Annotated in this window: 15 protein-coding genes and 1 pseudogene; 2 read left to right on the top strand and 14 right to left on the bottom strand. The window is 62.6% G+C overall.

The window, feature by feature from the left end; translation table 11 throughout:
- Positions 1 to 580 precede the first annotated feature (580 nt).
- The 14 genes and pseudogenes from ACM6I6_RS20070 to ACM6I6_RS20005 all read right to left on the bottom strand — a co-directional run.
- Positions 581 to 678, bottom strand: a pseudogene (locus ACM6I6_RS20070) (alpha/beta hydrolase); the annotation flags it as partial.
- 57 nt (positions 679 to 735) lie between these two features.
- Positions 736 to 2,379 carry an arylsulfatase gene (locus ACM6I6_RS20065; RefSeq protein ID WP_414920609.1) on the bottom strand — a complete coding sequence of 548 codons (1,644 nt, stop codon included), beginning with the start codon at positions 2,377 to 2,379 and terminating at the stop codon, positions 736 to 738.
- Positions 2,380 to 2,424: 45 nt separating this feature from the next.
- Positions 2,425 to 3,219: a cyclase family protein gene (locus ACM6I6_RS20060; RefSeq protein ID WP_274077832.1), complete on the bottom strand. Its 795-nt coding sequence runs from the start codon at positions 3,217 to 3,219 to the stop codon at positions 2,425 to 2,427.
- Entirely contained in the window at positions 3,197 to 4,201 is a 1,005-nt protein-coding gene (locus ACM6I6_RS20055) for an NAD-dependent epimerase/dehydratase family protein (protein WP_274077833.1), read from the bottom strand. Before ACM6I6_RS20055 ends, ACM6I6_RS20060 begins: the two co-directional genes overlap by 23 nt.
- Before the next feature lie 10 nt (positions 4,202 to 4,211).
- Complete coding sequence (locus ACM6I6_RS20050) at positions 4,212 to 5,195, bottom strand: fumarylacetoacetate hydrolase family protein (protein ID WP_323609052.1); 984 nt, start codon at positions 5,193 to 5,195, stop codon at positions 4,212 to 4,214.
- On the bottom strand, positions 5,192 to 5,773 hold the full coding sequence (locus ACM6I6_RS20045) for a cupin domain-containing protein (RefSeq protein WP_414920608.1): 582 nt from the start codon (positions 5,771 to 5,773) through the stop codon (positions 5,192 to 5,194). The genes ACM6I6_RS20050 and ACM6I6_RS20045 overlap by 4 nt, the downstream gene beginning before the upstream one ends.
- 13 nt (positions 5,774 to 5,786) lie before the next feature.
- The gene (locus tag ACM6I6_RS20040) at positions 5,787 to 7,037 is read right to left on the bottom strand and encodes an MFS transporter (RefSeq protein WP_414920607.1); all 1,251 of its coding nucleotides are present in this window, start codon (positions 7,035 to 7,037) and stop codon (positions 5,787 to 5,789) included.
- Positions 7,027 to 9,492 (bottom strand): efflux RND transporter permease subunit, encoded by a 2,466-nt coding sequence (locus tag ACM6I6_RS20035; RefSeq protein WP_414920606.1) that lies wholly within the window; start codon positions 9,490 to 9,492, stop codon positions 7,027 to 7,029. The genes ACM6I6_RS20040 and ACM6I6_RS20035 overlap by 11 nt, the downstream gene beginning before the upstream one ends.
- A gap of 4 nt (positions 9,493 to 9,496) precedes the next feature.
- On the bottom strand, positions 9,497 to 10,603 hold the full coding sequence (locus ACM6I6_RS20030) for a WD40/YVTN/BNR-like repeat-containing protein (protein ID WP_414920605.1): 1,107 nt from the start codon (positions 10,601 to 10,603) through the stop codon (positions 9,497 to 9,499).
- 61 nt (positions 10,604 to 10,664) lie between these two features.
- Positions 10,665 to 12,053, bottom strand: a complete 1,389-nt coding sequence (locus ACM6I6_RS20025) for a DUF1329 domain-containing protein (RefSeq protein WP_406592882.1) — start codon at positions 12,051 to 12,053, stop codon at positions 10,665 to 10,667.
- A gap of 12 nt (positions 12,054 to 12,065) precedes the next feature.
- Positions 12,066 to 13,763, bottom strand: coding sequence for a DUF1302 domain-containing protein (locus ACM6I6_RS20020; RefSeq protein WP_406592883.1), 1,698 nt, complete (start codon positions 13,761 to 13,763; stop codon positions 12,066 to 12,068).
- Positions 13,764 to 13,807: 44 nt separating this feature from the next.
- Positions 13,808 to 14,932 carry an FAD-dependent oxidoreductase gene (locus tag ACM6I6_RS20015; protein WP_323609046.1) on the bottom strand — a complete coding sequence of 375 codons (1,125 nt, stop codon included), beginning with the start codon at positions 14,930 to 14,932 and terminating at the stop codon, positions 13,808 to 13,810.
- Between the two features lie 87 nt (positions 14,933 to 15,019).
- A complete protein-coding gene (locus ACM6I6_RS20010; protein ID WP_323628487.1) occupies positions 15,020 to 15,430 on the bottom strand; it encodes a Rieske (2Fe-2S) protein in 411 nt (136 codons plus the stop codon).
- 15 nt (positions 15,431 to 15,445) lie between these two features.
- A complete protein-coding gene (locus tag ACM6I6_RS20005) occupies positions 15,446 to 16,384 on the bottom strand; it encodes a VOC family protein (protein ID WP_274077843.1) in 939 nt (312 codons plus the stop codon).
- Between the two features lie 269 nt (positions 16,385 to 16,653).
- Between ACM6I6_RS20005 and ACM6I6_RS20000 the strand changes: the two genes are divergently transcribed.
- Both ACM6I6_RS20000 and ACM6I6_RS19995 read left to right on the top strand, forming a co-directional pair.
- Positions 16,654 to 17,616 (top strand): LysR family transcriptional regulator, encoded by a 963-nt coding sequence (locus tag ACM6I6_RS20000; RefSeq protein ID WP_274077844.1) that lies wholly within the window; start codon positions 16,654 to 16,656, stop codon positions 17,614 to 17,616.
- Between the two features lie 58 nt (positions 17,617 to 17,674).
- Positions 17,675 to 18,832: an alpha/beta hydrolase family protein gene (locus tag ACM6I6_RS19995; RefSeq protein WP_274077845.1), complete on the top strand. Its 1,158-nt coding sequence runs from the start codon at positions 17,675 to 17,677 to the stop codon at positions 18,830 to 18,832.
- Positions 18,833 to 19,611: the final 779 nt, after the last annotated feature.

Raw genomic sequence — 19,611 nt, 5'->3', positions numbered from 1 at the left:
GGATGCAACGGGGCGACGGTTTTTTAAAAGCGGGTAGACAGTGGGGGCGAGTCCATACATAGGAGCTGGCTTGCCAGCGAAGAGGCCGGCACAGCTAACATCTCCATCGCCTGACCCACCGCCTTCGCCGGCAAGCCGGCTCCTACAGGGATCACCGCCAGACGCGATTCCCGGCAACACCCGACAAAACTGTAGGCGCTGGCTTGCCAGCGAAGAGGCCGGCACAGCTAACATCTCCTTCATCTGACACACCGCCTTCGCCGGCAAGCCGGCTCCTACAGGGGGTCACCGCCAGACGCAATTCCCGGCAACACCCGACAAACCTGTAGGAGCTGGCTTGCCAGCGAAGAGGCCGGCACAGCCAACATCTCCATCGCCTGACACACCGCCTTCGCCGGCAAGCCGGCTCCTACAGGGATCACCGCCAGTCGCAATTCCCGGCAACACCCGACAAACCTGTAGGAGCTGGCTTGCCAGCGAAGAGGCCGGCACAGCCAACATCTCCATCGCCTGACCCACCACCATCGCCGGCAAGCCGGCTCCTACAGATGTGTGCATCTGCCCCTGCAGCTACTTGACTCCTGACGAAAGCGAGCAAGTCGGCGTTGGTGGTCGGCATACCGTGGGGGGGTAGCCCGAGTAGGTTTTCAGCGTGCCGTTTTGCAACAGCTTGGCTGACCGTCAGGAAAAGTGTCTGCCCTCATGCATCCGTACGGGTGCATGAGGGCAACCCGGTCAATGCGGTGGGAACACCACGCCGACCCGCTCGGCATACTTCAACCAGGCAGCCTTGAGCCGTTGCACCCTCTCGGGTTGGGCGGCCGCCAGGTCGGTGGTTTCGCCGCGATCCTGGGCCAGATCGAACAATTGCCATTGCGGCGGCTGCGCGTTATCGCCAAAACCTGCCTGGGGGCGCATGCCTAGCAGTTTCAGGTTTCCCTCGCGGTAATAGGCATTGCCAAACAGCTCGCCGGCCAGGCTATCGTCAATGTGCGGGCTGCCCTTGCCGGCAAGCATCGGCAGCATGGATTTGCCGGTAATCGGGTGTTTACCTGCGTCCGTTGGCGCTTCGATACCCGCCAGCTCGAGGAAGGTCGGCGCCAGGTCATCCACCCGCGCAACCCCGCGTTCCACACCCTGGCGACGCAGTGACTTGGGCAGTTGAACGATCGCCGGCACGCTGATGCCGCCTTCTGCGGTGGTGCCTTTGAACAGGTGGAAAGGTGCCGCGCTGACTTCAGCCCAGCGCAGGCCATAGTCGATCTGTGAACCCTTCTGCCCGAGGTTGGCATAGCTATTGTCGGTGTGTGGGCCCGGTGGATAGAACTGGGCGTGGTTCTCCCCTGCCGCGCCGTTGTCCGACATGAACACGATCAGCGTGTTGTCGTACTGTCCACTTTGCCGCAGGTAATCAACCAGGCGGCCAATGTTATGGTCGAGGTTGTCGACCATGGCGGCGTAGATTTCCATCTTCCGCGCCTCGACCTTTTGCTGCTCAGGGCTCAGTTGCTCCCAGCCCGGCAGCTTGGGATTCACCGGTAGCGGCTTCGCCGGTTGGGCATCGCCCGCCATCAGGCCGAGTTTTTTCATCCGTTCGATCCGCGCCAGCCGTACGCTGTCATAGCCTTGGTCAAACCGACCTTTGTACTTGTCCAGGTACTCCTTCGGTGCTTGCAGCGGCCAGTGCGGCGAGGTGAACGCCGCATAGGCGAAAAACGGCTTGCCGTCCTTCTGGCTGTTTTGCAGGTAGCTGATCAGTTTGTCGGTGTAGAAGTCCGAGGAATAGAAATTCTCCGGCAACTCCACGGCCTTGCCGTTTTCCCGATAGTGCACTTGTTCGATCCTGGCCGGGTCGACACTGGCGGGTTTGAAGTGCGACGAACCGCCCTCCAGCAAGGTAAACGACTGCTCGAAGCCGCGCTGATCCGGTCCCTGGTCCGTCTCCAGACCCAGGTGCCATTTGCCGACCATGAGGGTGCTGTAGCCGCCCTGTTTCAGCAGTTCGGCGATCGAATAGGAACGCTGGTTCAGATAGCCCTCGTAACCCGGCTTGCCCCGTTGAAAGGGTTGCAGGGCTTCCGCCATGGTGCCGAGTCCGGCGAGGTGGTTGTCCGTGCCGGACATCAGCATCGAGCGGGTGATCGAACAGGTCGGCGCGGCGTACAGGTTGGTGAACTGCAAACCATCCCTGGCCAGTTGATCCAGGGTGGGCGTATTGATTTCGCCGCCATAGCTGCCCAGGTCGGAATACCCCAGGTCATCGGCCACGATCAGCAGGATATTGGGCTTTGCCGAGTCGGCGCTGGCCGCCATGGCCAGGCTGCTACTCACTGCCAGCACGGCCGTCAGTAAGGTTTGAGGCAGACGCAAAAGAGGCATGTGTTCTCTCTTATTGTGTTGATCGAGGAGGGTTTCCAGCGCGGCTTACTCTTCGAAGATCGCCACCGCGCGAACAAACCCCGCCGAAGCATGCTTGATCTTGTAGGGGAAACACGACACCAGAAATCCACTGGCCGGCAAGGATTCCAGGTTGGCGAGCTTTTCCATTTGCCCATAACCGATATCGCGCCCGGCCTTGTGCCCTTCCCAGATGATCGAGGCATCGCCGTCGGCGGCAAAACGCTCGCGGGTGTATTTGAAGGGGGCGTCCCAGCTCCAGGCATCGGTACCGACCACCCGCACCCCACGCTCCAGCAGATACATCGTGGCTTCACGGCCGATGCCGACGCCGGCATCCAGATACCCCGGCTGGCCGAACAACGCGCCGGCACGGGTGTTGATCAGCACGATATCCAGCGGCCGCAACACGTGGCCGATACGCGCCAGCTCCGCTTCGATCTCGTCGGCGGTCACCACATGACCGTCCGCCATGTGCCGAAAGTCCAGCTTCACCCCCGGTTGCAGGCACCAATCCAGCGGCAACTCATCGATGCCAAAGGCCGGCTGACCGCCATCGGTGGTCGAGGCGTAATGCCAGGGCGCGTCCATGTGCGTGCCGCTGTGGGTGGTGATGTGCAGTCGTTCGGCGGCCCAGGATTCATTGCCCGGCATCTGTTCGAGCTGCAAGCCGGGGAACATCGCCGCCATTTCCGGCCAGCCTTGCTGGTGATCCATGTAATCGATCTTCGGCAGCAACGGTGGCGGATCGGTGTAGGGGTTGTTGTCGAGGGTGACCGAGAGGTCGACGAGACGACGTTTAGGCTTGGTTGGCTGTGACATGAAAGGTCTCTCCGGTCAGCGGCAGGTGTCGGGGGGCCGCGGGGTTAAGGGCATTGCGCACCAGCGCGGCAGCATTGCGGTCATGGCTGAAGCCGGCGGCACGGGCTTGTGGGGTTTTCAGGGGGGGCATGCGCCCGAACAAGGCTTCCAGCCCGGCGTCGGGGGAAAAACTGATCAGCCTGCGGCGCTCCTGTCCATAACGCTCGGCCAGTGCGTCGATCACCTGGGCGATGGACAACTGCAACACCGGCAATTGCCAGACCCGCTGAGCCCCGAGCACGGCGCCATCGAGCTCGGCCGCGTGGATCAGGTTGTTCACACAGCAGCGCGCCGACATCCACCAGGCCGTCGCCTCTGGCGAGACCGGGCATTGATAGGCTTCACCCTCGGCAAACGCGCGCATCAGGTCGCTCATGAACGCCGACCGCAAGCCATTGGGCTCACGGGGCCGGGCGACGATGCCCGGCAGGCGCAACGCACGACCGTCGACATCGCCGCGCCGGGCCAGGTCGCTCACGGCGCTTTCGACCATGGCCTTGTGCGTGCCATAGGACAATTGCGGGCGCAGCTCGGCGGCCTCGCTCATGCGTTCCGGCAGATGACCGCCGTACACCGCGACGCTGCTGGCGTACACCAGGACCGGTGGCTGGCTTTTGTTGCGCAGTTGGTTGAGCAGTTCCAGGCTGGCCAGCAGGTTGACCTGATAGCCCAGTTCGTACTGCTCTTCAGCCGCGCCTCCGGGAATGCTGACCAGATGGAACACCACGTCGATGCCGTCGGCCAACACCCGGCGCATCAGTGCGGGATCGGTCACGCTGCCGAAATGACGGCGCAGACGGGCGTCATCCGGCAAACCCTGCAAGTCCCTGTCCAGCACCAACAACGAACCAATGTGCTGGCCGCGCAAACTGCCCCGCGCCAGCAGGCAACGCACCAGCTCTCGTCCGACAAAACCATTGGCTCCGGTAATCAACACTCGCATAGAGCGCCCCTCAGCCCTGGGCCTGAACGACACGTTGATCGATCGCGCCGAACAACGACTGGCCATCGTTATCCAGGACGTCCATGTGCACGCGGTCGCCAAAGCGCATGAAGCCGGTTTGCGCGGCGCCCTGCTCGATCATCTCGATGGCGCGACGCTCGGCGATGCAGGCCGACCCGGCACTGCGTTCGGCATTCGACACGGTGCCGGAACCGATCAGGGTGCCAGCGCCCAACCGGCGAGTCAGCGCGGCATGGGCGATCAACTGGCCAAAGTTGAAATTCATCTGGCCGCCGTGGGGCTGACCGAACCATTGGCCATTCCAGTGCACCTGCAAAGGCAGATGCACGCGACCGTCGCGCCAGGCGTCACCCAATTCGTCCGGGGTAATGGCCAGCGGGGCGAAGCTGGACGAGGGTTTGGCCTGGAGGAAACCGAAGCCCGTGCGCATTTCCCGGGGGGCCAGGGCGCGCAAACTGACGTCGTTGATTTGCAGGATCAGCTTGATGTGCTGCAGCGCCTGTTGCGCGTCGCAGCCCATCGACACCTCATCCACCAGCACGACGAATTCGCCTTCGAAGTCGATGCCCTGGCTCTCGCTCGGCAACGCGATGTCGTCGCGCGGGCCGATGAAATCGTCACCGGCGCCCTGGTACATCAACGGTGTGTGTTCGACGCCGTCGATGGGGTCGAGGTTGAACGCTTTCTGCATCAGCGCACCGTGGCTGAGGAAAGCGGAGCCGTCGCACCACTGATAGGCGCGGGGCAACGGCGCCATGGCTTGGGCGGGGTCGAATGCGAAAGCGTTTGCCGCTGTGCCCGCATTCAACTCACTCGACAGCGCCTGCAAGCGCGGCTCGACGCTGCTCCAGTTCTCGATGGCCTGCTGCAAGGTCGGCGCCACGGAACTGGCGTCCAGTGCCCAGGCGAGATCCCGCGAGACCACGACGAGCTGTCCATCACGACTGGCGTTTTTCAGGGTGGCGAGTTTCATGCGGATGCTCCTTGGGCAAGGCTCAACTCAGCCGCGAAGCGTCCGTCGAGCAGGATGAAGACCATGCGCGCCATCGCTTCGGTGCGGTTGCTCCAGGCATGGTTGGTGCCGCGTTGCACCACGACGTCGCCGCGCTTGAGGTGCACTTCTTCCTCGTCCAGTACCAGCCACACTTCACCCTCGGTGACGATGCCGTAGTCGAGGGTTTCGGTGCGGTGCATCAACTTGTGCCGGGAGTCGGCTTTGCCCGTGCCAGCGTGGGATTGGCCAATTTCGGCGAACACTGCCGCGGCACTTTCAGCGCTGACCTGGTTCTGCACGCTGTCCGGTGGAATATCCACCACCCGAATCACGCTACCCAGGGGGCCGGGGCTCAGTTGCAGGGGTTTGCTGCTGGGATCACTGGCGTTGTCGAGCAACGCCGGGCTGGTGCTGCTGTTCCACAGTTCATGAAACACCGTGCCCGGTACCGACGCCAGCGGGAACACGTTCGGCGTCGGCCCGTTGCTGGCGACGATGGCCTGGCCATGTTCATCGTGCCCGGTGACCACTCGTTTGAATTCAGGAAGCGTTTGCATGGGAAATCCTCGTTCACTTTCCGTCGCCGGTGGTGGTGCCACCGACAACAACATTCGCGTGGGGCAACAGGCCACCGAGCCGAGGTACGGCCAGGCAGAACACCGCCACCAACAGTTGCAGGCCACCGACAATGGCCAACGCATGGGGTAGCGCAGTGACGACGCCACCGGTCACTCCGAGCACCACCAGGGGGCTGATGAATTCGCCGGCGAAGATGGCCGCGGTAAAACACCCGGCCGCCCGCCCGCGTTGATGAAAATTGACTTGCGCCATGATCCAGGTGATCAACGTCGGCAGCATCAGGCCAATGCCCAGGCCATTGATGGTCACGGCGACCACGACCTGCACATGGGTCAAGGCGTCCGCCATCAGCAACCCGCCGCTGCCCGCCAGCACGTAGGCGATCAGCAGCATGTGCTGCCCACGCATCCCGCTGAACAGGCGAAAACTCAACGCGCCAATGAGCACGCCCAGTTGATTGGCGCCCATGGTCATACCGATCTGTTGCGGGGCATCCACGTGCAGCAGGTTGAGCAGGTATCCGGCCTGCACCGGTACGATAAACAGGCTCAAACCCGCCAACAGCGACAGCCCATACAGGGGCGTGAGCGCGCGCCACGGAAACTGGCCGGCGGGCAGCGGCTGGGTGGTTGGTCCGGGTTGCGCAGCGGCCTGTGGCTCCCACAGTTTCCAGGCCATCAGCGGCAGGAAAACCAGGCCCACGGCGTACAGCGCAAAGGGCGTGCGCCAGTCGTTTTGCCCGAGGAAGCCACCCAGCGCGATAAACACCGCCGCCGACAACGAGGTGGCGACCATCTGCAAGGCAAACAGGCGCTCACGCCGGGCGCCGCTGTAGTAGTCGCCCATCAGCGTGGTGCAGCAGGTCATGATGCCCGCCTCGGCCAGACCGATGCCCGCACGGCTGAGCACGATCGCCGGCAGCGAGTCGAGCCACAGCGGCAGCACGCCGCAGAGCACGTACAGCGACATGCTGGCCAGCAGCAACGGCTTGCGCCCCAGGCGATCGGCGATCACCCCGGCGAACGGCGCCAGCAGGGCAATCACCAAGGCCGGCAAGGTCAACACCACAGGCACCAGTACGCTGCTGCCGGGCACGTCGGCGAAATGCGCCTGCATCCGCGGCAGTACCGGGGCCAGCAGTACCGCGCCCAGCACCGGCAGACAACTGCCCAGCAGCAACAACAGCGACTGCGCCCATCCGGCCTTTCGGGTGGAGTTTTCTACAAAGGCGTTAGCGACCATGGCACTGCTCCTTGATGCGCAGGTGTGGAACGTTGGCTACCACCGCCGTCTCGGAACCCGCGACATTACGCACCGTCACTGGCCCCTGCGCCTCGCTACGCGCGGGCAACAGGAAGTACGCCAGCGCAGGCAGCAATACCAAGGCGCCAACCATGTTCCAGACGAACATGAAGGCCAGCAGCACGCCCATGTCGGCCTGGAACTTGATCGGTGAAAACGTCCAGGTCGCGACACCGATGGCCAGGGTGATGCCGGTCAGCATCACCACCTTGCCGGTGGACACCAGGGCGCGGTAATAGGCTTCGGACAGGCTCGCTCCCTGGCGCAGATGCCCCAGGAGGATGCTCATCACGTACAGCGCATAGTCGACGCCGATGCCGACGCCCAGGGCGATGACCGGCAGCGTGGCGACTTTCACGCCAATGTTCAGCCAGACCATCAAGGCTTCGCAGAGGATGGAAGTGAGCATCAGCGGAATCACCGCGCACAGCGTCGCGCGCCAGGAGCGGAAGGTGATCAGGCACAGCAGGATCACCGCGCCGTAGACCCAGACAAGCATCTCGCGGTTGGCCTGCTTGACCACGATATTGGTCGCCGCCTCGATGCCGGCGTTACCCGCGGCCAGGAGGAATTGCACCTCGTCGGTATTATTCGCCGCGGCAAATTTTTCCACGTGCTCGACCAGGCGGGTCAGCGTCTCGGCCTTGTGGTCGGTGAGGTAGGCATACAAGGTCAACAGGCTGCAGTCTTCGTTGTACAAGCCGCGCGGTGCACTGGCGGTGATCATGTTGAGCATCGCCTGGTTGTTCTGCAGCTCGTACCACTTGGGGTTGCCTTCACTGAGGCCGACCAGCATGCGCCGGTTGAGCAACGCCAGCGAGTTGGTCGAGTCCACCCCCGGCAAGGCGCGCAGTTGCCAGTCCAGGGCATCGACCTTGGCCAGGATGTCATAGCGCGCACAGCTGCTGGCCGGGGTTTTCACCATCACCGCGAACAGGTCGCTGCTGGCGCCGTAATGACGGGTCAGGTAGGCATCGTCCTGGTTGTAGCGCGAGTCCGCACGCAGCTCCGGCGCACCGGCGTCGAGGTCGCCGATTTTCAGTTGCAGGCTGACCACAAAACCGAGCGCCGCCAGCGCCAGGCTGATGGCGATGCACAGGCTGGCCCAGCGACGATGGGTGAACAGGTCGAGAAAACGCCAGAAGGCATGGCGCGTCTGACCGCTTTGTTCGGCCTGTTCGCTCTTCAGGCTCAGTTGCGCCGCGCGCGGTGTCACGCCGACATAGGAGAGCAACACCGGCAGCAGGATCAGGTTGGTGAAGATCAACACTGCCACGCCGATGCTGGCGATCACCGCGAGGTCTTGAATGACCTGGATCTTGATCAGCATCAGCACCGCAAAACCCACGGCATCACACAGCAGCGCCGTGAGGCCGGCGAGGAACAGCCGGCGGAAAGTGAATCGCGCCGCCACCACCCGGTGCATGCCCCGGCCGATGTCCTGCATGATGCCGTTCATTTTCTGCGCGCCGTGGCTCATGCCGATGGCAAACACCAGGAACGGCACCAGCACCGAGTACGGGTCCAGTTGGTAGTCCAGCAAGGGCAGCAAACCGAGCTGCCAGACCACCGCCACCAGCGAGCACAGCACCACCAGTACGGTGCTGCGCAGGCAGCGGGTGTACCAGAACAGCACGGCGGTGGTGATCAGGATCGCGACGGCGAAAAACAGCAGGATCTGCTTCAGGCCGGCAATCAGGTCGCCGACTTTTTTCGCGAAACCGGTGATGTGAATGTCGATGTTGGCGTTTTGATAAGTGCTGCGCAGGGTCTCCAGCTGTTCAGAAAGCACCGAGTAATCCAGCGGCTTGCCGTCGGTCGTGGCGGCCAGCAACGGCACGTAGATGATGCTCGAGGTCTGGTCGAACGCCACCAGTTGCCCGAGTTCATTGGAGCGCTGCACATTGCGCCGCAGTGCTTCGAGGTTGGCGGCGCTGCCGCTGTAGTCATCCGGAATTACCGGGCCGCCGTCGAGGCCGTCTTCGGTCACGGCGACCCAGCGGGTGGCCGGAGTCCACAGCGACTTCATGTACGCCCGGTCAACGCCTGGCAGCAGGTAGAGTTGGTCGCTCAGGGCCTGCAGGGTTTTCAGGTATTCGGCGTCGTAGATATCGCCGTGACGGTTGGCGACCACGATGCGCAAGGCATTGCCCAGGCCGGTGAGCTGTTTCTGGTGCTCAAGGTAGTTGGCAATGTACGGTTGCTGCGTGGGGATCATCTTTTCAAAGCTGGCGTTGAGCTCGATACGGGTGGCTTGATAGCCGAGCACCAGGGTGGTCAGCACACACACCAACAGCACCCACAGGCGGTGGTTGAACAGCGTGCGTTCCACCACCGAACCGGAGCGCGGATCGAAATTCGCCAGGCTGGCCGTGGCGTTGTCGAAAGACTTCATAACCTCACTCCGAAGCGGTAGCGATTGACGGCGAGATGCGCGTCAACCCGGTGAAACCCGCCAGCGTCAGGCTGCCGTCGGCGGCCTGGACAACACTGGCAACGGGCTTGTCGAGCGGTTTGCCAAAGGGCTTGAGCAATGCGCCGGGCTGGCTGTTGGTGCGAAACAGGGCGCCGCTCTGGTTGACCAGCAGCAACTGGCCGTCATCGGTGCGGATCGCATCGCTGAACGACACCGGCATAGTCACCGGCGCGGGCTGGAAGCTCTCGCCCAGGTCGCTGGAGGCAAACGCGTTGCCCTTCAAGCCAGCCACCAGCAGCACACCGTCATCGCGCATTTGCAGGGTGAAAAAACTTCCCGCGTAAGGGCTTTGCAGCTGGGTGAATGACTGGCTGGCATCGTTCGAGCGAGCGAGGTAACCCTGCTCGCCGGCCAGGAACCAGTGCGTTCCCTGTTGCGCGATGGCAGACAAGTGCGCGCCCATCGGGTTATCGATTTGCCCCATGACGGATTGCCAGGTGGTGCCGCCGTCGTCGGTGCGAAAGGCCAGGCCGTACGCTCCCACGATCAGGCCATGCCGGGCATCGACGAACTGTAGGGCGAGAAACGGCTTGTCGGCACCCTCGCCGGCCAGCCGTTCAGCCGTTTGCACCCGCGCGGCGGCGGCATCCTGGTCGCTGGCCGAAGGCAATTGCGCTTTGGCGGCGTCCAGCTCAAGTTGTGCCGCACGCAGGCCGTCCAGCTGCATGGTCCAGTGCTCGCCCCCGTCACGAGAGGCCAGCACGACACCGCCATGACCCACGGCCCAGCCTGTGTTGGCATCGACAAATTGCACCGACGTCAGGCTGACCGAAACCGGCACCTCGGCCTGCCGCCAACTCATGCCGTTGTCATCGGACAGCAGCACGATACCCCGCTCCCCTACCGCCACCAGCCGCGCACCCGCACGGGCCAGGTCCAGCAGCACCGCGGACTTGGCTTGCGGCGCCTGCATGGCCGGCGTAGAGAGCGCATCGCCCACCTCGGCGGCCTGCACCAGGCTCAACGGCAATGCCAGAGGCAGCGCCACAAGCCACATCAGTCGACCAACCACCTGACAGAATCTGTTCATACCAACCTCGAAAAACCGTTTGAAACCGGATCACGCCAGGCTAGCCGCGATCCGGTCTGACTCAGCGAACCCCGGCACCCGCCATCGCCGCCGGCGAGAACTCGGAGGCCCTGTAGCGATCCACCATGCCGTACTGCTCAGGCAGGCCGGTGTAGACGTTCTGGATGAACCAGGCGCCGGAGGTCAGGTCGTAGAAGCCCGAGGACAGTTGCGCTTGCGCAGGCAGGTCCGGCATCACCGCCGGCAACGACCACAGGGTCTTGGCCAGTTGGCCGTTGGCGTCCCAGCGGTCGCCCAGCATGGCTTGCCAGGTGTCTTCATCGAGGTAGTAACGGCCCTTCGGCAACTGATGACGCTTGCCCGGTGCCAGGTCGGCCTCGACCACCCAGACCCGGTGCAATTCCCAACGCACGTAATCGGGGTTCATGTGGTGGGGCAGGAACAGGTCTTCAGGTTTGGCGGCGGCTTGCACTTTGTTGGTGTTGTAGGGGATGTACATCTCCTGCTTGCCCACCAGCTTCCAGTTGAAGCGGTCCATGCGGCCCTGGAACACGCTCAATTCGTCGAACGACATCACCCCGGCGGTCGCCGGTGTCGGCGTATCGCAGCAGGCATTCGGCAGCTTGCGCACACGACGTTGCCCGGTCAGGTAAACGTGGGCCTGGGACAGGTCGCCGTTGATGTTGGTGCGGCCCATGATCTGCTCGCCGGCACGCAACGGTGGCCCGACGTTGAGCAGGCGGAACAGCCAGTAGTCACCGGCAAACGACTCAGGCGTGCCTTCCTTGTAGTAATACGGCATCTCCTGGATGGCCTGGCCGTCGGTGGTCATGACCTGCTTGCCATCGGCGGTCATCAGGTAGTGACGGAAATGCATCGACACCGAGGTGCCGCGCCAGTTGAGCACGTGGTTCCACATGGCTTCGGCACCGTTCTGCGGGATCGGGAACGGGATGCCGCCAAAGGCGCCTTCGGGCACGGGGCCGGCGCTGCTGTCGACCAGTTTGGCGCGGGTGGCGTTTTTCAGGGTGTTGTCATACACCCACTGCGGCGCGGCGGCGGTGCGCCGGGTCTGGTAGACGTCGATGCGATAGGAGTCCGGGAAACGCTTGAACATTTCCTTGGTGCCATCGCTGAGTTTGTCGGCGTATTGCGCGAGGTTTTTCGAGGTGATGCTGAACAGCGGCTTGTCCGCGGCGAACGGATCGGAACGCTTGCCGCCTTCCTTGTACGAAGGATCGACCTTGGTGTAGCCACCGTCCCAGGCCGGGATGGAGCCGTCGGCATTGCCGGCGCGCTCGGCCCCGAAAGGCGTGAGGTTTTTCGACAGTTTGGCGGCATCTTCCGCTGTCGCCGCCAGCGTCAGCTGGCTGCACAGAGCCAGGCTACCGAGCAGTGCAAAGCCCAGGGCCTTGAGGGTGAAGGCTGCGGTTTTCTTGTTGTGGGTCATGCGCAAGTCCTCTTAAAACGTGGTCTTGACGGAGAAAGCCAGGTAGTCCCGGTCTTTCAGCGATTGCTTGTAATTGAACTGGCTGGCGGCGTTGAGGTTGGTGTCCTCGGCGCCGTAGTAATGCGTGTAGGTCAGGCCGGCGGTGACGCGATCCAGGTAGGTGGCGGTGATGCCGATGTTCATGTCGCCGCCGTTGTCCGGGCCGAAGGAGCTGACCACCGCCGATTTGCCCAGGGGGAAGTAGCTGAGGCCGACCGGGATACTGATGTCGATGCCGGAGAAGAACTGGCGGTAGGTCGGGGTGTAGACCACCTTGAAGCCGAGGCCGTCGTCGGTGGCATTGGGGTCGAGGGCGGCACGGTTTTTGGTGACGCTGAGCAGGCGGTTCCAGGCGATCTCGCCGACCAGTCCCGATTCCCTGGCCAGGAAGTTCGGCCCGAACGAAGCCAGCACGTTGAGGTTGACGTGGGCGGTACGGCCAACCGCGTAGAGGGCGTCGTCATCGTTGTCGGCGACCACGCCGGGCAGGACGGTCTGGCCGTTGGAAACCAGCGGCATGTTCCAGCGCATCGAGGCTTCACCGGCGAAGCTGTACTCATCGACGGTGGTGGAGAAACTGGCACCAAAGGCGCGAATGTCTTCCGGGTACACCCAGTAGTACTCGCCGATCTGGCCGGTACTGAAGTTCGGTGTGCCGGTAGACGGCTTGAGGTACAGCTTGGGGGTCTTGTCGTGGTACTGGATCGCGTACAGGCCGTACTCGACCGTTTCCGCGCTGTACTTCAACTGCAGGCCGCCCTGCCCCGAACTTTTCGCTTCCTTGTCATTGCCATGGAAGAACGCCGCCGGGCTGGCGGGATTACCACCGAGGAACGGAGGAAACGGCGCACCCACGATCAGGCGTTCGTTGCCTTCACCAATGGTGTCGCTGGTGGAGAAGTAACTGCCGGCACCGGGCAGGCGGGTCTCTTCCCATTCCAGCTGGTAGAAGGCACCGAGCGACACGTCGTCGGTCAGTTGGAAGGTGCCCGACAGCTGATTGACCGGGCGGGTGATTTCCTTGAACTGGGTGTTGGGCACCGACTGCGCCTTCACCACGTCGACCGGCGCCATGCCACCGGCAATGCCGTTGGCCCCGAAGAACAGGCTCTCGCCCCAGATCAAGCCGTGGCGACCGGCACGCACGGACGTGGCGTGGTCGGCCAGCTCGCCGTTCCAGTATACGAACGCATCGAGCAATTCGCCTTTACCGCCATGCAGATGGCGGGTGTCGTCGGTGAACTCGTCGTAGGCCACGGAACGGGCGTTGGCCCGTGCCGGGTCGTCGTTATCGTTGTCCTGCTGGTATTCGGTGTCGTACCAGGCGGCGCCACTGAGGCGCGCGCCGACGTCCTTGAACGACATGTCCAGCTCGGAAAGGATGTCCGTGCGGTTGGAGATCAGGCCCTTCTTGAAGGCCCGGTCGCCGTCGTCCTGGTTGAGTGCCACCTGGCCCTCGCTCAGTTTGCTGCTGGGATCCTGCGTGCGCCAGGCGGCGCTGTACTTCACGGTGTTATCCCAGCGCAGGTTGAAATCCGGATTGCCGGTATCCACCGAAAAGGCATGGGCCGCCTGGCTGCACAGCACCAAGGCCGCGGCCAGGGTGAAACCAAAGGGTGCAGACGTGCTGACCGGGCGGCGCGCAGGCGTCGCAGTCGTGGAACTAACCATCGCGTTAACCTCTTGTTTTTATAGTGGTAACTGCTGTGGGTGAATCAGATGGGCTCGGCCGTCAGCGCGAGCATCTGCTTGACCAGGCCGATGCGGTCGAACTCACGGTCGTGCTGCATTTCCTTGTCGCCGGCCAGCACCGAGCTTTCGCTGATGAACTTGCAGCGCTCGAAACGGCGCGCCATGAAGCGCTGCAGCTGTTGCTCGACGCTGCCGTCGCGGGTCAGTTCTTCGCTGAGCACGATGGCATCTTCAATCGCCATGCCGGCGCCCTGGCCGAGGTGCGGCGTGGTCGCGTGGGCGGCGTCGCCGATCAGCAGGACGCGGCCGCGGTACCAGGACTCGTCGACGAAGACCACTTCCATCGGCTTGTAGACCACCTGGCTGCTGTCGGTGATTTGCTCACGCAGTTCGCCGATGAGGCCGGTGAAACCCTGCAGGCGCTGGCGCATCTGCTCGGCCAGCGTCGCCGGGTCCATCCATGGGTTGGACGGTTCGTGGGACGTGAGGAACAGGTACATCAGGTCACCGGCCAGCGGCACCAGGCCGGCGTTGCCTTCGGCACTCTGGTAGTTGGCGAGGTGATCGATCTGCGGGTCACGCGGGAAGTTGTAGCGCCACACCGACTGGCCGGTGAAACGCGGGGTGTAGGTGTCGCCGAAGATCAAGTCGCGAACTCTGGAGAACAGACCGTCGGCGCCGACCACCAGGTCGTACACAGCGCCAGTGCCATCGGTGAATAGAACATCGACGCTGTCGCCCGTGTCGTTCAAGGACTCCACGCTGAGACCCAGGCGTACCTGCGCGCCCAGTTCCAGCGCCGTTTCGCTGAGGACCTTGTGCAACGCCAGGCGTGAAATGCCGACGTTGGCCGGGTACGCAGGCCCTGCCAGTCGTTGACCCGGGATGCGCGCCAGTTGCTGGCCGGCCGGGCCGTAGATGGCGACGTCTTCAAAGGCATACGCCGCATCGAGATACCCATCCAGCACACCCAGCTTGGCCATCTCGCGGACCACGTTGCTTTGCTGGATGATCCCGACGCCGTACACCGTCCACTCTGACTTGAGCTCGATCAGATCGACCTCAATGCCCTTGCGCCGCAGTGCGATGGCCGCGCACAAACCACCAATGCCACCGCCCACGATCAGAACTTTGTTCACTGCACTCATGGTTTTCTCACTTGTTATTCTTGTGATTCGATGCAGCGTCGGGCACTGCGTCGTTGGGTCCAGCTTCCCGGCAAAGCAGGGATTTGACTAATCGCGAGTAGGGATGCGATGTATCTGCAAACGCGATACCTCAAAACGGGGAGACGCGCTTTCAATGCCGGGCATTTGCAGCACCAGCCAGCCCTCCTCCACCCGCCACGCCAGCGCCTCCAGCTTCTGGCCAAGACAGGGGCCGTAGACGCATTCACCGGTACTCGGCAGAAACTGCGCACCGTGGGCGTAACAGACGATCAACTGGCCGTCGGCGGATAAAAAACGGTCCTTGCGGTACTCCAGGCGTACGTCCAGATGCGGGCAACTGTTGCGATAAATCCGCACCTGGCCGTCGTGCACCAAGGCAAAGACACTGTCTTTACCGCGCTGCAATGGATCGAATCCGCGCGCCTGCCCTTCCACCAGTTCGTCCATCAGGCACAGGTAAAAATCCCGTTGGCTCATGGCAGACCCCCGTGTTCAACCCTGTTTGGGTGGCGGGCCGCCGGGTGCCCATTTCGCCTTCGAATTGAACAGGAACAGCTGCGAGTTATCCGCCGACAACGGCGCGCGCCGGGCCTCCCAGGCGTCATCGTGCTTGTCCATGTCGGCGTCGTATTCAATGTGGCAACCCAGTGGACTGTTGAAGTACCAGAACCAGTTGGAGCCAAAGAGGTGACGGCCCGGGCCCCAGAAACTGGTCCAGCCCTTTTGCTCGAAGCGGGTGCCGGCCAACAGCACTTCGGTGCCGCTGCCCATGTGAAAGGTGAAATGCTCGCAGCCCTTCATGTGCGGCGGGGTCTGGATCATGAACAGGCAATGGTGATCATCGGAACCTGCGGGGCGCATGAACGGCCCGGCGCCGATAAAGGTGTCGGTGGTCCGAAAGCCCAGGCGCTCGGCGTAGAACGCTTCGGCCTTGGCCGCGTCGGGGACGAAATACACCACGTGGGACAAGGTGCGGGGCACCGCGCTCATGTCGAGGGTGATGCCAGGCTGGTTCAGCGGGCGCTGCGGCGCATGGCCGGCGGCGTTGGTCAGGTCGTCCGGGGCGTCGTACGCCTTGCGCACGGTGACCTGGAAAGCGATCGCAAAACCCATGTCGTCGACGCTGTGCAGCACGCCGTTCTCCCGGGAGACCTGGCGATCCCGCGCCAACTCGTCCTCGATGGCGTCGAGGTCCGCCACGCTGGCAACGCCGTAGACGGTTTCGCGAATCGACGGCGCCGGGCCGATGGCCGCTGGCAGGGTCGGATCGTCCGCACGGCGGATGATCACGGCCGTGCCGTCCAGTGCTTCAAAACGCCCGCCATCGCTGTCGACGTCAACCGGCGCAAGGCCGTAGTCACGCAGGCAATCGGTACAGGCTTGGATGTCATCGACGCCAAAGATCAGGGCATCAAGGCCAATGATGTTCATGGCTTACCACTCCATTGAAATTATGATCCGGAGACTGCTCGACCAGGCCGTTCAGCTGCGCATGGAATCCGGTGGTGGTGTCGGCCAGAGGTCCGACTGCGGCGAAGAGTGACGTGCGGTTTGGCAGCTGACTAATCGCGAGTGGGGATGCGACCTATCGGCAAACGCGATACCTGAAGGCGCAGGATGAAGGCGTGAAGACGGGGTTGACGGGACGATCAATTCACCGGAATGTATCGTGAAAATAAATACAACAGCGGACATGCCTGATGCGTTTCAACCACCTGGATCTCAATCTGCTGGTGGCACTCGATGTATTGCTCGAAGAGCAGAACATCACCCGTGCCGCCGAACGCCTGCACATGACGCAGTCCGCAACCAGTGGCGTGCTCGGGCGTCTGCGCAGCTATTTCGAAGACGAACTGCTGGTGCAGGTGGGGCGCAAGATGCAGCCCACGCCCTACGCCCAGGAGCTGGCCAAACCGATCCGCGAAGTGCTGCTGACGATTCAATCCTCGATCACCGCCAAGCCGGTGTTCGACCCCACCACCAGCAAGCGCCACTTCCGCCTGGTGACCTCGGATTACCTGATCAGCGTGCTGTTTGCCCAGGTGATCCAGAAGATCCATCAGGAAGCGCCGAACATCACGTTCGAGATGCTCGGCCCCGGCGACAACTCCGGCGAGTTGCTGATTCGCGGCGAGGTCGACCTGATGATCGTGCCTGAGCGCTACATCATCGACGGCCATCCCCACAAGCTGCTGTTCGAGGAAGAACACGTCTGCGTGGTGTGGGCCGGCAATACCCAGGTCGGCGACAGCCTGACCCTTGAGCAATACATGGACATGGGCCACGTTTCCGTCGGTTTTGGTCGCACCCGGCACTTGAGCATCGAAGAGTGGTTCATGAACCAGTACGGCTTCAACCGCCGTATCGAAGTGATCACCAACGACTTCAACACCCTGCCGCAACTGGTCGTCGGCACCCAACGCATCGCCACCATGCACCAGCGCCTGGCGCGGTTGTATGCCCAGCACCTGCCGCTGCGCATCCTCAATCCGCCGGTGAAGATTCCGGTCATGCGCGAAGTCATGCTCTGGCACCGCAGCGTGGACGGTGACCCGATGCACCGCTGGCTGCGCGAGCGCATCAGCGAATTCATCCAGCACCTGGAACAGGATCCTATCGCCGCTCGCGATACCTCGCATCCCGAGTCACGATTGGTCAATTAGCCGGGCCGTCCTTAACGTGCCTTGAACGCTCAAGGCAACCACAAGGACAACAACAATCATGTTCCGTTATTTCCCGACCAATTACGTGTGGAATCTCTCAGTCAACCTGGCCATCGAGATGGGCGCCCGCATCGGCGAAATCGAAGAGATGTGCGCGCCACTGCAGGAAGCCGCCCAGCAGCCCGACGCCGCTGGCACCAAGGCGTTTCGCGAAACCTGGGCAAAGATGGCCGACAAACTCTGCGGCCTGGCCGAGGAAGACGAAGGCAATGGCCGGCTGCTGTCCGCCGGTGAGAAATACAACCGTGCCGCCACCTATTACCTGACCTGCGAACGCTTGCAGGCCCATGGCGCGCCGGGCCGTACCGAGTTGTACCAGCGTTTTTTGCAGACTTTCAAACGCGGTATCGAACTGTCGCGGGAGAACTGCGAGCGCGTTGAAATCCCCTACGAGGGCAAACATATTTCCGGCTTGCTGGTGCGTGCCGAAGGTGTGAGCGGCCCGGCGCCGATCCTGGTGCAGGTCAACGGACTGGATTCGACCAAGGAAATGAAATACCGCGTCGGCCTGCCGGCCTGGCTGGCAAAACGCGGCGTCTCGTCGTTGATCATCGACCAGCCCGGCACCGGTGAAGCACTGCGCCTGCACAATCTGATTGCCCGCTACGACAGCGAGCACTGGGCCAGCCGCGTGGTCGACTGGCTGGAAACCCGCAGCGACGTGGATGCCAAGCGTATCGGCCTGGAGGGTGTTTCCCTCGGCGGCTATTACTGCCCGCGCGCCGTGGCCTTCGAGCCACGGTTTGCCTGCGGTGTGGTGTGGGGGGCGAACCATGACTGGCGCGATGTGCAAAAGCGTCGCCTGGAAAAAGAAGGCAGCTTCCCCGTACCGCACTATTGGGCGCACGTGCAGTGGGTGTGGGGTGCAAAAGATATGGAGGAGTTCATGGCCATTGCCGAAAACGTCCACCTGGACGGCGTGCTGGATCGGATCAAGGTGCCGTTCCTGGTGACCCACGGTGAAAAGGATTCGCAGATCCCGCTGAAGTGGGCACAACGTACTTACGAGCAACTGGTCAACAGCCCCAAACGTGAACTGAAGATCTTTACCGAACGCGAAGGTGGTGTGCAGCATTCGAGCTTTGACAACAGTATCAACGCGGGTCAGTACATCGCCGACTGGGTTACCGAAAACCTGGGTGGCCATACGGCTTGACCGGCCCCGTCTGACTTGCCGCGATGGCGGCATAACGGCCACTACCGCATCGCCAGCAAGCCGGCTCCTACGGATTTGTGTCGTACCCAACAATCCGCCTGCAGCCCAAGACCTGTAGGAGCTGGCTTGCCAGCGATGGCGGCATAACGGCCACCACCGAATCGCCAGCAAGCCGGCTCCTACGGATTTGTGTCGTACCAACAATCCGCATGCAGCCCAAAACCTGTAGGAGCTGGCTTGCCAGCGATGGCGGCATAACGGCCACCATCGAATCGCCAGCAAGCCGGCTCCTACAGATTTGTGTCGTAACTCACAATCCGCATGCAGCCCAAAACCTGTAGGAGCTGGCTTGCCAGCGATGGCGGCATAACGGCCACCATCGAATCGCCAGCAAGCCGGCTCCTACGGATTTGTGTCGCACCCAACTATCCGCATGCAGCCCAAAACCTGTAGGAGCTGGCTTGCCAGCGATGGCGGTATAACGGCCACCATCGAATCGCCAGCAAGCCGGCTCCTACGGATTTTTGTCGTACCCAACAATCCGCATGCAGCCCAAAACCTGTAGGAGCTGGCTTGCCAGCGATGGCGGCATAACGGCCACCATCGAATCGCCAGCAAGCCGGCTCCTACGGATTTGTGTCGCACCCAACAATCCGCGTGCAGCCCAAAATCTGTAGGAGCTGGCTTGCCAGCGATGGCGGCATAACAGCCACCAGCGAAGCGCCAGCAAGCCGGCTCCTACGGATTTGTGTCGCACCCAACCATCCGCGTGCAGCCCA

The sequence above is a fragment of the Pseudomonas sp. IT-P218 genome, from assembly GCF_949767605.1.
Classification (GTDB): domain Bacteria; phylum Pseudomonadota; class Gammaproteobacteria; order Pseudomonadales; family Pseudomonadaceae; genus Aquipseudomonas; species Aquipseudomonas putida_AE.
Note: the sequence above shows the minus strand (reverse complement) of the source record. Positions and strands in the feature narration are given on the sequence as shown.